The organism is Rhodopseudomonas palustris (assembly GCF_003226555.1).
Classification (GTDB): Bacteria; Pseudomonadota; Alphaproteobacteria; order Rhizobiales; family Xanthobacteraceae; genus Rhodopseudomonas; species Rhodopseudomonas palustris_I.
In genome coordinates, this window is the sequence record NZ_QKQS01000033.1 from 64,166 (window position 1) to 76,391 (window position 12,226).

At 66.4% G+C, this 12,226-nt stretch carries 13 protein-coding genes; 7 read left to right on the top strand and 6 right to left on the bottom strand.

All coding sequences use genetic code 11. From position 1 onward, the window contains the following. Positions 1-78: 78 nt before the first annotated feature. Together arfB and mutL are read left to right on the top strand one after the other, a co-directional pair. Positions 79-498 carry an alternative ribosome rescue aminoacyl-tRNA hydrolase ArfB gene (gene arfB, locus DNX69_RS23380; protein ID WP_110788403.1) on the top strand — a complete coding sequence of 140 codons (420 nt, stop codon included), beginning with the start codon at positions 79-81 and terminating at the stop codon, positions 496-498. A 234-nt stretch (positions 499-732) separates the two neighbouring features. Next, positions 733-2,520, top strand: coding sequence for a DNA mismatch repair endonuclease MutL (gene mutL / locus DNX69_RS23385; RefSeq protein ID WP_110788404.1), 1,788 nt, complete (start codon positions 733-735; stop codon positions 2,518-2,520). 193 nt (positions 2,521-2,713) lie between these two features. On the opposite strand, the gene DNX69_RS23390 is transcribed toward mutL, so the two are convergent. Continuing rightward, a complete protein-coding gene (locus DNX69_RS23390) occupies positions 2,714-3,826 on the bottom strand; it encodes a branched-chain amino acid aminotransferase (RefSeq protein WP_110788405.1) in 1,113 nt (370 codons plus the stop codon). Between the two features lie 284 nt (positions 3,827-4,110). Here DNX69_RS23390 and DNX69_RS23395 point away from each other — a divergent pair, with 284 nt between their 5' ends. The 3 genes from DNX69_RS23395 (at position 4,111) to DNX69_RS23405 (ending at position 7,048) form a co-directional block, all read left to right on the top strand. Continuing rightward, positions 4,111-4,662, top strand: a complete 552-nt coding sequence (locus DNX69_RS23395; RefSeq protein ID WP_110788406.1) for a MarR family winged helix-turn-helix transcriptional regulator — start codon at positions 4,111-4,113, stop codon at positions 4,660-4,662. After that, on the top strand, positions 4,659-5,381 hold the full coding sequence (locus tag DNX69_RS23400; RefSeq protein WP_110788407.1) for a response regulator: 723 nt from the start codon (positions 4,659-4,661) through the stop codon (positions 5,379-5,381). Before DNX69_RS23395 ends, DNX69_RS23400 begins: the two co-directional genes overlap by 4 nt. A 278-nt stretch (positions 5,382-5,659) precedes the next feature. Further along, positions 5,660-7,048, top strand: a complete 1,389-nt coding sequence (locus DNX69_RS23405) for an ATP-binding protein (RefSeq protein WP_110788408.1) — start codon at positions 5,660-5,662, stop codon at positions 7,046-7,048. A 283-nt stretch (positions 7,049-7,331) separates the two neighbouring features. On the opposite strand, the gene proC is transcribed toward DNX69_RS23405, so the two are convergent. The 3 genes from proC to DNX69_RS23420 all read right to left on the bottom strand — a co-directional run bounded on the left by proC (position 7,332) and on the right by DNX69_RS23420 (position 9,194). Further along, positions 7,332-8,174 carry a pyrroline-5-carboxylate reductase gene (proC, locus tag DNX69_RS23410; RefSeq protein ID WP_110788409.1) on the bottom strand — a complete coding sequence of 281 codons (843 nt, stop codon included), beginning with the start codon at positions 8,172-8,174 and terminating at the stop codon, positions 7,332-7,334. A 94-nt stretch (positions 8,175-8,268) separates the two neighbouring features. Further along, positions 8,269-8,697 carry a GNAT family N-acetyltransferase gene (locus tag DNX69_RS23415; RefSeq protein WP_110788410.1) on the bottom strand — a complete coding sequence of 143 codons (429 nt, stop codon included), beginning with the start codon at positions 8,695-8,697 and terminating at the stop codon, positions 8,269-8,271. Continuing rightward, positions 8,694-9,194: a YbjN domain-containing protein gene (locus DNX69_RS23420; protein ID WP_110788411.1), complete on the bottom strand. Its 501-nt coding sequence runs from the start codon at positions 9,192-9,194 to the stop codon at positions 8,694-8,696. Before DNX69_RS23420 ends, DNX69_RS23415 begins: the two co-directional genes overlap by 4 nt. A 356-nt stretch (positions 9,195-9,550) precedes the next feature. Between DNX69_RS23420 and DNX69_RS23425 the strand changes: the two genes are divergently transcribed. Both DNX69_RS23425 and DNX69_RS23430 read left to right on the top strand, forming a co-directional pair. Then, positions 9,551-10,081, top strand: coding sequence for a 6,7-dimethyl-8-ribityllumazine synthase (locus DNX69_RS23425; protein WP_110788412.1), 531 nt, complete (start codon positions 9,551-9,553; stop codon positions 10,079-10,081). 64 nt (positions 10,082-10,145) lie between these two features. Then, positions 10,146-10,472 carry a hypothetical protein gene (locus tag DNX69_RS23430; RefSeq protein WP_110788413.1) on the top strand — a complete coding sequence of 109 codons (327 nt, stop codon included), beginning with the start codon at positions 10,146-10,148 and terminating at the stop codon, positions 10,470-10,472. A gap of 13 nt (positions 10,473-10,485) precedes the next feature. On the opposite strand, the gene DNX69_RS23435 is transcribed toward DNX69_RS23430, so the two are convergent. Together DNX69_RS23435 and DNX69_RS23440 are read right to left on the bottom strand one after the other, a co-directional pair. Beyond that, positions 10,486-11,439 (bottom strand): ribose-phosphate pyrophosphokinase, encoded by a 954-nt coding sequence (locus DNX69_RS23435; RefSeq protein ID WP_110788414.1) that lies wholly within the window; start codon positions 11,437-11,439, stop codon positions 10,486-10,488. A gap of 168 nt (positions 11,440-11,607) precedes the next feature. Further along, positions 11,608-12,216 (bottom strand): hypothetical protein, encoded by a 609-nt coding sequence (locus DNX69_RS23440; protein ID WP_110788415.1) that lies wholly within the window; start codon positions 12,214-12,216, stop codon positions 11,608-11,610. Positions 12,217-12,226: the final 10 nt, after the last annotated feature.

The following is a 12,226-nucleotide window of genomic DNA, read 5'->3' on the forward strand; positions in this document are numbered from 1 at the left end:
AGGGGGCGGAAGCGGCTCGACCGTGCTACACAGCGGGCCGCCGTGCGGTCCGCGCGGCATCAACCGCTTTGGTGCCCCATGCTGCGGATCAGCCGCACCCTCGTGATCGAGGACGACGACATCGAGATCAGCTTCATCCGTGCCTCCGGGCCGGGCGGGCAGAACGTCAACAAGCTCGCCACCGCGGCGCAGCTCCGGTTCGACACGCATAAGATCGCGCTGCCGGAGGACGCGGCGGCGCGCCTCATCGGTCTGGCAGGCCAGCGCATGACCAAGGACGGCGTCATCGTCATTCGCGCCGATCGCTATCGCACCCAGGAGCGCAACAAGGCCGATGCGCTGGAGCGGCTTGAAGAGTTGCTGAAAGCCTCGCTGGTCCGCCCGATCCCGCGCCGCGCCACCCGCCCGACCCTCGGCTCCAAGAAACGCCGCCTCGAAGGCAAGAAGCGCCGCGGCGACATCAAGGCGGGGCGGAGCGGCAAGAGCTTCGACGATTGAGCCCCTTCACCCTCCCCTGGAGGGGGAGGGTCGCTCGCTTTAGCGAGCGGGGTGGGGTGGCGAAGAGTTCATCCGCCGTGCTCGCGGCTCACCCCACCCCGTCACGCACTCCGCTTCGCGGACCGCGTGCCGACCCTCCCCCTCCAGGGGAGGGTGAAGAGAGTTCTTTTGCAGCCGCATCGCCTTGAGCATCGGCGTCGCTTAAACTTCACTGCCGCACACAGAGTCGCCCCCATGCCCGTTCGTCAGCTCCCCGAAACCATCGTCAACCGCATCGCTGCCGGCGAGGTGGTGGAGCGGCCAGCGAGCGTGGTGAAGGAGCTGGTCGAGAACGCGATCGACGCCGGGGCCAGCCGGATCGACATCTTCTCGGACGGCGGCGGCCGGCGGAAGATCGTGATCGCCGACGACGGCTCCGGTATGACTGCGGCCGACCTGGCACTCGCGGTCGATCGCCATGCGACCTCGAAGCTCGACGATGAGGACCTGCTGGCGATCCGCACCCTCGGGTTTCGCGGCGAGGCGCTGCCGTCGATCGGTGCGGTGGCGAAGCTGTCGATCACCACGCGCCACGCCAGCGAGCCGCACGCCTGGGCGATGCGGGTGGAGGGCGGCGACAAGACTCCGATCGCGCCGGCGGCGTTGACCCAAGGCACCCGTGTCGAAGTCGCCGATCTGTTCTTTGCGACGCCGGCGCGGCTGAAGTTTCTCAAGACCGACCGCACCGAGGCCGAGGCGATCCGCGAAGTGGTGCGACGCCTCGCGATGGCGCGGCCGGACGTCGCGTTCACGCTCGCCGGCGAAGAGCGCGCCCCGGTGACCTGGGCGGCGGCGCTGCCCGGCGCGCCCGGGCAATTGATCCGGCTCGGCGACATCCTTGGCGCGGAGTTTCGCGCCAACGCGATCGAGGTCCGAGCCGAGCGCGAGGGCGTGGTGGTCGAAGGCTTTGCGGCGGCGCCGTCGCTGACCAAGGCCAATGCGCTCGGGCAGTATCTGTTCGTCAACGGCCGCCCGGTGCGCGACAAGCTGATCATCGGCGCGGTGCGCGCGGCCTATTCGGACTACTTGCCGCGCGACCGCCATCCGGTGGTGGCGCTGTTCGTCACGTTGGATAGCCGCGAGGTCGACGCCAACGTCCATCCGGCCAAGACCGAGGTGCGCTTCCGCAATGCCGGCCTGGTCCGCGCGCTGATCGTGCACGCGCTGAAAGAAGGCTTGGCGCGCGAGGGCCGCCGCACCGCGGCCAACAGCGCCGGCAGCGTGATCTCGACATTTCGGCCGGCGTCGATGCCGCCGGCGAACTGGGATTGGCGAGCTTCGCCGTCCTACCCGGTCGGCGGCAGCGCCGCGCCGTCGTTCGCCGAGCGCGCGCAGGCGGCGTTCGATGTCGGTGCGCCGAGCGCCGACATTCGTCCGGCCGAGATCACGCCGGATCTGCTCGACCGGCCGCTCGGCGCGGCGCGCACTCAGATCCACGAGACCTACATCGTGTCGCAGACCCGCGATGGCTTGATCGTCATCGATCAGCACGCCGCGCACGAGCGCATCGTCTATGAGCGGCTGAAGGCGTCGCTCGCAGCCAACGGCGTGCAGCGCCAGATCCTGCTGATCCCGGACATCGTCGAGATGGACGAGGCGACGGTGGAGCGTCTGGTCGCGCGCGCCGAGGAGCTGGCGCAGTTCGGCCTGGTGATCGAGAGCTTCGGTCCCGGCGCGGTGGCTGTGCGCGAGACGCCGTCGCTGCTGGGTAAGACCGATGCCGGCGGCCTGCTGCGCGATCTCGCCGAACACATGGCCGAGTGGGACGAAGCGCTGCCGCTGGAGCGCCGCCTGATGCACGTCGCCGCCACCATGGCCTGCCACGGCTCGGTGCGGGCCGGGCGCGTGCTCAAGCCGGAAGAGATGAATGCGCTCTTACGCGAAATGGAAGCCACACCGAACTCCGGCCAATGCAACCACGGCCGCCCGACCTACGTCGAACTGACGCTGACCGATATCGAGAAGCTGTTCGGGCGGAGGTAGTTGTTATCGCTGCGCTACCGAGCGATCGTCACCTCTCCCCGCGCGCGGGGAGAGGTCGGATCGCATCGTAGATGCGATCCGGGTGAGGGGGCGTCTCCGCACGGTCGAAACTCTGTGCCAGTGTCGCCCCTCACCCCAACCCTCTCCCCGCAAGAGCGGGGCGAGGGAGCGGCCGTGCCCGTGGTGAGCTGTCTCAGAACACCTTCTTGATCCAGCCATGGTTGTCCGGCGCGCGGCCGTATTGGATGTCGACCAGCTGCTTGCGCAGGCCCATCGCCACCTCGCCGGCCTGGCCACCATTGATGGTGAAGTCGCCGTGGTTCGAGCACACCTTGCCAATCGGCGAGATCACCGCGGCGGTGCCGCAGGCGAACGCTTCCTTCAGCTTGCCGCTGGCCGCATCGGCGCGCCACTGATCGATGGTGTAAGCCTCCTCGCGCACCGTGCGGCCGGCCTCGCGGGCCAGCGCGATGATCGAGTCGCGGGTGATGCCGGGGAGGATGGTGCCGAGCGGCGGCGTCGACAGCGAGCCGTCGTCGAACACGAAGAACACGTTCATGCCGCCGAGCTCTTCGACGTAGCGGCGCTCCAGCGCATCGAGGAACACCACCTGGTCGCAGCCGCGTTCGATCGCCTCGGCCTGGGCGCGCAAAGACGCCGCGTAGTTGCCGCCGCATTTGACGCCGCCGGTGCCGCCGACCGCCGCGCGGGTGTAGTTCTCCGACACCCAGATCGACACCGGGGCGGGGCCGCCCTTGAAGTACGAGCCGACCGGCGAGGCGATCACCGAGAAGATGTACTCCGACGATGGCTTGACGCCGAGGAACACTTCGCTGGCGATCATGAACGGCCGCAGATACAGGCTGCCTTCGCCGCCCGGGATCCAGTTGCGGTCGATCTTCACCAGCTGCTCGATCGCCTCGATGAACACCTGCTCGGGAAGCTGTGCCATCGCCATGCGGTCGGCGCTGTCGCGGAAACGGCGCGCATTGGCGTCGGGGCGGAACAGGTTCACGCCGCCGTCGTCGCGCTTGTAGGCCTTGAGGCCTTCGAAGATCTCCTGCGCGTAGTGCAGCACGGCGTGCGCCGGATCGAGCGGGAAGTTCGAACGCGCCTCGATACGGGCGCCGTGCCAGCCGTGCGCCTGGTCATAGCGGACAATCGCCATGTGGTCGGTGAAGACCCGGCCGAAGCCGAGGTTTTCAAGCTTCGCGTCGCGTTCCTTGTCGGGCGTCGGGTTCGCCGAGGGCTGGATGTCGAAGTTCAGCCAGAGCGAGCCGTCGATCTTGTCGAACGAAACTCCCATCGATCTTCTCCTGGACCGGCGCGCCTGCGGGTGGCCGTGGTTGTCGCGGATCCGGCTACGAAAGCCGGCCGCAGAAGGTGGTTATCGGTCCCGGCGGTCGCCGGGAGATGTTTTTGGCGGAATTGCCGAACTCCGCTAATGTTTCGGCCGAGCCGTCCGACCATCGCATGCAGGCCGCCGGGCAGCTTCCTTTATCGGACTGCGCGGGCACGGGTCGCAAGCGGAATAGTCGAATATTTCGTCTTGGTCGGCGGTTTTGTAACATAAAGACCTGATATGTCAACATGGCTGACATAAATTTCAACGAGATGACCCGGCCGTCGGGCGATGCCCCGGCGGAGTCAAGGTCCGTCGCGGACCCGCATCCGCCGCGCTGGGACATCGTCGAGCTGCTGTTCTTCGCCTACCGCGACTTCGTCGGCGATGCGGACCATGTGCTGGAGGCGTTCGGCTTCGGCCGGGCCCATCACCGCGTGGTGCATTTCGTCTGCCGTTATCCCGGGTTGACGGTGGCCGATCTGCTCGACGTGCTGCGGATCACCAAGCAGTCGCTCAGCCGGGTGCTGAAGCAGCTCCTGGACGAGGGCTATATCGTGCAGAAGGCCGGCGACAGCGACCGCCGCCAGCGCCTTCTTTTCGCCACCGCTAAGGGCGAGGCGCTGGTGGAGAAACTGGCCCGGCTGCAGACCGAGCGGATCGACCGCGCGCTGCGCGATCTTCCGCCCGCCGGCGCCGAGGCGGTCGGAAAATTCCTCCGCGCCATGATCGATCGGGACGATCCGGACAAGGTGCTCCAGACCATTCTGCACGGCGCCAGCGCAAAGGACGTGACGTGATCCAGCTCGCAACACTGGCGAAGAAACCGGTCCGGCCCGCCGACGATGCGCCGCATCTCCTGCTGGTCGACGACGATCGCCGTATTCGTGACCTGCTGTCGCGGTTTCTCGCTTCCGAGGGCTATCGCGTCACCACCGCGCAGAGTGTGCGCGACGCCCGCGCCAAGCTGGCGGGGCTGGACTTCGATCTCTTGATCCTCGACGTGATGATGCCAGGCGAAACCGGCTTCGATCTCGCCCGCTCGATCCGCCAGACCTCCGACGTGCCGATCGTGATGCTCACCGCGCGGCACGAGGCCGAGAGCCGGATCGAGGGGCTGCAGATCGGCGCTGACGACTATGTCGCCAAGCCGTTCGAGCCGCGCGAATTGCTGCTGCGGATCGGTAACATCCTCAAGCGCACCGCACCGGCCCCGGCCGCCAAGGCCGAGACGGTGGCGTTCGGGCCGTATGTGTTTCACATCGAGCGCGGCGAACTGCGCCAGGGCGAGGAGATCGTGCATCTCACCGACCGCGAGCGCGACATGTTGCGGATGCTGGCGGCGGCGCCCGGCGAGACCGTGCCGCGCGGCGATCTCAGCGGCGCCGGCAACGCCAACGAACGCGCCGTCGACGTCCAGATCAACCGCCTCCGCCGCAAGATCGAGCGCGACCCCGCCAACCCGCTGTTCCTGCAAGCCGTCCGCGGCATCGGCTATCGCCTGGTAGCGGCGCCGTAGGCTTGGCCTCCGATCATGCGCACGGCCTTGCACCATGCACGACGCAACCTCTCCCCGCCCTGCGCGGGGAGAGGTCGGCGCGCGTTCGCGCGCCGGGTGAGGGGCATGGCACGGCTTTGGTTGCAAGCATCTGCAACCGCGGATGCTCCGCAGCCCCTCACCCCAGCCCTCTCCCCGCAAGGGCGGGGAGAGGGGGCTCGCCGTGCTTGGGGCGAGTGCCTTGCTTTCAGCATTGACGCCGAAATCGGCGTTGCGCGCGCAATCGGGCGACCCGCGTGATGAGCACGCTCGACACCGGGCTGACGCTGATCCGAACCGCGAGCCGGCGGGTGTCGGCGGTCAATGGTTACTTGGGCCAGCGCTTCAACGACTTCATGCCGAAGGGGCTGTATGCCCGCGCGCTGCTCATCATCATCGTGCCGATGGTGCTGCTGCAGTCGGTGATCGCCTTCGTGTTCATGGAACGGCACTGGAACACGGTGACGCAGCGACTGTCGGCGGCGGTGGTGCAGGACATTGCGGCGCTGATCGACGTCTACAAGAGCTACCCCCAGGACAAGGACAAGGCGGTGCTGCGCCGGATCGCGCAGAGCCGGCTCGGCTTGGTGGTGGATTTCCTCGGCCCCGGCGAGATGCCGCCGCCCGGTCCGAAGCCGTTCTTCTCGCTGCTCGACCAGTCGATCAGCAAGCAGATCAGCAAGCAGATCGCGCGGCCGTTCTGGATCGACACCGTCGGCCGATCCAATCTGGTCGAGATCCGGATCCAGCTCGACGATGCGGTGATGCGGGTGTTCGCGCTGCGCAGCGCCGCTTATGCGTCGAACTCGGAGATCTTCCTCTTATGGATGGTCGGCACCTCGACGGTGCTGCTGATCGTCGCGGTGCTGTTTTTGCGCAATCAGATCCGTCCGATCTTGCGCCTTGCCGATGCCGCAGAGAGTTTCGGCAAGGGCCGCGACGCGCCGAACTTCCGGCCGCGCGGCGCCCGCGAGGTGCGGCGCGCCGCCTATGCGTTTATCGAGATGAAGGCCCGCGTCGAGCGCTCGATCGAACAGCGCACCGCGATGCTGGCCGGCGTCAGCCACGATCTGCGCACCATCCTGACCCGGTTCAAACTGGAGCTCGAGCTGATCGGCGAAGCGCCCGAGACCGAGGGTATGCGTAAAGACGTCGACGAGATGTCGGCGATGCTGGAGGCGTATCTGGCGTTCGCGCGCGGTGACAGCGGCGAGCAGGCCCAGCCGACCGACATGGTGGCGGCGCTGGAGGAGCTGCGCTCCGATGCCGAGCGCCACGGCCACGTCGTCAGCGTCGCCTTCACCGGCCAGCCGGTGGTCACGGTGAAGCCGGCCTCGTTCAAGCGCTGCCTTGCCAATCTGGTGTCCAACGCCGCCCGCCACGCCCACACCATCGCCATCACGGGGCAGCGCGATCACCGCTATCTGACGGTGACGATCGACGACGACGGTCCCGGCATTCCTACGGCGATGCGCGAGGAGGTGTTCAAGCCGTTCCTGCGGCTCGACGACGCCCGCAATCAGGACGAAGGCGGTACCGGTCTCGGTCTCGCGATCGCCCGCGACATCGCCCGCACCCACGGCGGCGACATTACGCTGGGCGACAGCCCGATGGGCGGCCTGCGCGCGATCGTGCGGGTGCCGGTGTAGTTCTATTCGTGTCGTTCGTCGGCGTCTTCCTATCCTCAACCGTCATCACCCGCGCATGCGGGTGGCCCAGTATTCCAGAGCGCCGATGACTTGAACCGAGCGCTCTGGAATACTGGGTCGCCCGGACGAGCCGGGCGATGACGGGTCTTATTCGAGGTAGCGTCATCGCCGGGCTCGACCCGGCGATCCATCCTCTTCGCGGAATGCTGCTGCATCTGGGCGCGCGCTTTCGCGCGTGATGGATCCGCGGGTCAAGCCCGCGGATGACGCTTCGTAGCGTTGCTTACTTCGCCAATTCCCGCGAACGCCGCGTCGCCGCCGCCACGGCCTTGATCATCAGCGGCTTCAATCCATCCTCCGCCATCAGCACCTCCAGCGCGGCGGCGGTGGTGCCACCGGGGGAGGTGACGTTCTTGCGCAGCGTGGCGGCGTCGAGGTCGGAGCGGTGCAGTAGTTCGCCGGAGCCGGCGACGGTGGCGCGGGCGAGCGTCATGGCGAGGCCTTCGGGCAAGCCGGCTTCGACGCCGGCACGGGCGAGTTCTTCGGCGAGCAGGAACACGTAAGCCGGGCCCGAACCGGACACCGCGGTGACGGCATCAATCAGGGCTTCGTCGTCGACCCATTCGACGCCGCCGGTGGCGCGCAGCAGCGCATCGGCGATGCCGCGCTGCGCGGAGGTGACGTTAGAGGCCGCCACCGCGACGGTGATGCCGCGGCCGATCGCGGCCGGGGTGTTCGGCATTGCCCGGACGACGTGTCCGCCGAGTTGGTCGGACAGTGCTGCGATCGGCTTGCCGGCCATGATCGACACCACCAGGGTCGACGGCCCGACATAGCCGCGCAGCGCCGCGGCGGCTTCGCCGAACATCTGCGGCTTCACCGCGACCACCAGCGTCGACACCGCGCCGACATCGGCAGCGGAGGCATTGAGGCGGACGCCGCGCGTGCTCAGCGCCGCGATCTCGTCGGTCGGATGCGGCTCGATCACTACGACGTCGCCGCCGTCGAGCCCCTGCGCCAGCCAGCCGGTGAGCAGCGCGCCGCCCATCTTGCCGGCGCCGGCCAGCACCACGGTGCCGCCGAGTTTTTGCAGGGGAGATTGAGCAGAGCTGGTCATCGCGAGCATCCATCTGCGCCGCGACGGCGGCGCGTTCTGGCTGGGTTTTATGGGATGCTCGAAGGGGTCACAAGCGCCGTGCGCTGTGCGCCGCGCGCAGAGATCAGAGCGTCTTCAGGAAGAACAGGCGCTGTGATCCGCGCGGATGGTCGGCGATGCGGCCGAACTCTTGATAGCCGTGCTTGCGATAGAAGTCCGGCGCCTGAAACTGATAGGTATCGAGCCATACACCGGCGCAGCCGCGTGCCTTGGCGATCTGCTCGGCGCGGCTCAGCAGCTCGGTGCCGAGCCCGCTGCGGCGCGACGTGTCCGGAACGGCGAGCAGTTCGACGAACAGCCAATCGTAGACGATCCGGCCCCACAGGCCGCCGATAGTCTCGCCGGTATCCGGATCTTCGACGACTAAGCAGACTTGCTGAAAGCCGGACGGTCCGCCGGCCTGCTCATTATGCGCGATCAGCGCGCGCAGGATCGCGGCGCGGTCCTGCTCGGACGCATCGTCGCGAACGACAATGCGCGGCGCTCGGCTCACGCCTCGCCTTCGGTGTCGAACATCGCCGCGCTCATCGCTTCGGCGGCGGTCTTGCCGGCCCACACCGTGAACTGGATCGCCGGATAATAGCGTTCGCAGGCGTGGATGGCGCTGATCAGCATGGTCTCGCACTGTGCTTCGGTTGCGGCGAGGCCACCCGGCAGCACCAGCGCCTGGCGGTACATCACGGTGCCGGTGTGATTCCACACGTCGAAATGTCCGACCCAGAGCTGTTCGTTGATCGCTGCGATCAGCCGCAGCGTTTCGGTGCGGCGCGCCGACGGCACCTTCATGTCGAAGGCGCAGGCCAGATGCAGCGCTTCGATCTCGTGCATCCAGGTGAACGACAGCGTGTAATCGGTCCACTGGCCCTTGGCGACGATGGTGATTTCATCCTCGCCGGAGCGCTCGAAGGCGAGGTCGTTCGACGCAGCGATGTCTTCGACCACCGCCAGCGGATTATTTCGGGAATCGATGATGCCTTCGAGCAAGGGCATGCCGTCTCGACCTTACGTTGGAATATGCTGATACGCATGAGGCAGGCCGGGTACGCGCCTGTACCTGTGCTCGCGTCGGAAGGATTAGTCCGGACGAACCGAGGTTGCAGGGATGAAATGATGTGATTTGCGGAATCCGTGCAATCCCGCGCTTTGCCAATTCCACAACCAAAGAGTAACCCGTCCACAGCGGAACGAGCATCGCGAGAACAAAACGGAATCGGATTCGCGCAAGCCGAGTCCGGGGCGCGGAATTCGCTCCATGCGAGTCTTTCGGCGCGGGGGCAACCTTTGATTCGTGCCCGCCCACTGGTAGCCTGGGCCGACATTCAGATTACAGCCGAGTGAGACCGCCGATGAACGACACCGTCACCGATACCGCCGAGACTGCGCCGCCGGCCGAGCGGTCGTATCCGCGCTTTGCCAAGCCGCAGCGCGTCGCCTTCGTGCAGTCGTCGTGGCATCACGATGTGGTCGCCGGCTGCTGGGACTCGTTCGTGCGCGAGATCGTCGCGCGCGGCATCGTCGCCTCCCAGGTCGATCTGTTCGAAGTGCCGGGTTCGTTCGAAATTCCGCTGCACGTGCAGATGCTGGCGAAGACCCGGCGCTACACCGCGATCGTCGCTGCCGGCCTCGTGGTCGACGACGGCCTCACCGGCTTCGTCGCCCAGACGGTGATCCAGGCGCTGATGGACGTGCAGCTGAAGACCGAGGTGCCGGTGTTTTCCGCGGTGGCGACGCCGCAGAGCTTCGAGCGCGGCGATGCCGACACCGATCGCTTCCGTCAGCATTTCGCCACCAAGGGCGCCGACGTCGCCCACGCCTGCGCCGACACCTTGCTGAGCCTCGAAAGGCTCCGCGGGCAGGTGGCGGCGGGGATCGTGTAGACTATGAAAATGCGAAGAGTGTTATCTCGACTTTTTGTTTCAATGTTCTCAAGGGAGAATTTTCATGATGACTGCAGCGAAGTATAAGTTTCTACTTTGGGAGTTTATTGCTGCCTTGGATAGTGGAAAGCACGATAACCTTGCCATTGGCGAAGTGAGACAGCATGCGCGCAATCAGACGATTGCATCTTTCCTGCAGAGCAAGTTCTCAGATCTGGATTTTAGTATTATTGAGTCTGAAGATTGGAAGGAACTCACGAGGGATTGGCACAATCTAGACAATGCGATTGATGCACGTCGGAAATTTGGGGTTGAGAATAAGGGAATCAGCCTAATACTCGCCTTTACGCTCCAAAGCTTCCAATCGCTTGAGCGAGAAGGCCGCCAATAAGGTTGGCAAATCCTCAGTCGAACAGGCTCGACACCGACTCTTCCGCAGCGGTGCGGCCGATCGCTTCGCCGATCAGGGTGGCGATCGACAGCGTGCGGATGTTCGGCGCGTTGCACACCGCCTCGGTCGGCTGGATCGAGTCGGTGATTACCAGCTCCTTGAGCTTGGAGTTGGTGATGCGGGCGCAGGCGCCGCCGGACAGCACGCCGTGAGTGATGTAGGCGTAGACGTCGGTGGCGCCGTTGGCGATCAGCGCTTCGGCGGCGTTCACCAGCGTGCCGCCGGAGTCGACGATGTCGTCGAGCAGAATGCAGGTGTAGCCTTCGACTTCACCGATCACGTTCATCACTTCGGATTCACCGGCGCGCTCGCGGCGCTTGTCGATGATCGCCAGCGGGGTGTTGAGGCGCTTGGCGAGGCCGCGGGCGCGGACCACGCCGCCGACGTCGGGCGACACCACCATCACCTTCGACAGGTCGAAGCGCTCCTTGATGTCGCGCACCATCACCGGCGAGGCGTAGAGGTTGTCGGTCGGGATGTCGAAGAAGCCCTGAATCTGGCCGGCGTGCAGGTCCAGCGTCATCACCCGGTCGACACCGGCGTGGGTGATCAGGTTGGCGACCAGCTTGGCCGAGATCGGCGAGCGCGAGCCGACTTTGCGGTCCTGCCGGGCATAGCCGAAATACGGGATCACCGCGGTGATGCGGCGCGCCGAAGCTCGGCGCAGCGCGTCGGTGATGATCAAGAGTTCCATCAGGTGGTCGTTGGCCGGAAACGACGTCGACTGGATGATGAAGACGTCCGAACCGCGGACGTTTTCCTGGATCTCGACGAAGACTTCGTTGTCGGCGAAACGGCGGACGCTCGCTTTGGTCAGCGGCATCTTCAGCCATTCGGCGATGTCGCGCGCCAGAGCCGGATTGGAATTGCCGGCGACCAGTTTGACCGATCCGTTCTTGCCCGACATCGACGCGTCCCCCCTCGGCGCGGTGGATACTACGTTCAGCATATCGGTTGACTCGCGAAATCGGACACTTTTGCGAGCGAGGTGATATCAGTCGCCCGCCAGCGATGGCAACCCATCGTGACGGTTTTCCGGTGCGGATTCGACCTATGTCGCGTGCGATTGCGGCAATCAGCGCGCAGCGAAACTCAGGGCTGCAGAAGGCGCATCGCTGCTCGTCGCTGGGGCCGGCTCGGCGCTTGCGATCGCCGGGCCACTCGAAGCCGGCGCCGATGGTGCGGCAGGCTCGGCTGGTAACCCGCCGTTCACCAAGCCGCTGAGCCCGGTGAAGCCGGCCTGGGCGATCCGGCGTAGTACGACGTCGTCGGCCTGGGCCCACGCGTCGCGGCCATTGCCGGCCGGTTCCTCGCCGGACAGCCGCAGTGCGCGCTGCTGGTTGCGGTCGTAGACGTCCCAGACCCAGGCGATGTTGGTACGGTTGCCGCGGACCTGCGCCGACAGATAGCTGCGGACCCGATAGGCCGCGCCGCCTTCGCGGGACACCACCGGGATGCGGCGCAGCTTGGATTCGCTGTCGAGCACCGCGACCATGCGGTCGAACACCTGCGGCGGCGGGCCGTCGATCGATTCGAATGCGACGCCGCTGCCGCCTGCCGAAGCCATCGGGCCGGCGCCGGGGCCGCCTTCGGTGACACAGCCGGCGAGGCCGGTCAGCAATGTGAGCAGGAGAGCGGTGCGCGTCGCGCGCGAGGCAATCTGGCGGGGCAGGCGAGCCGACATGCTGGGTCCC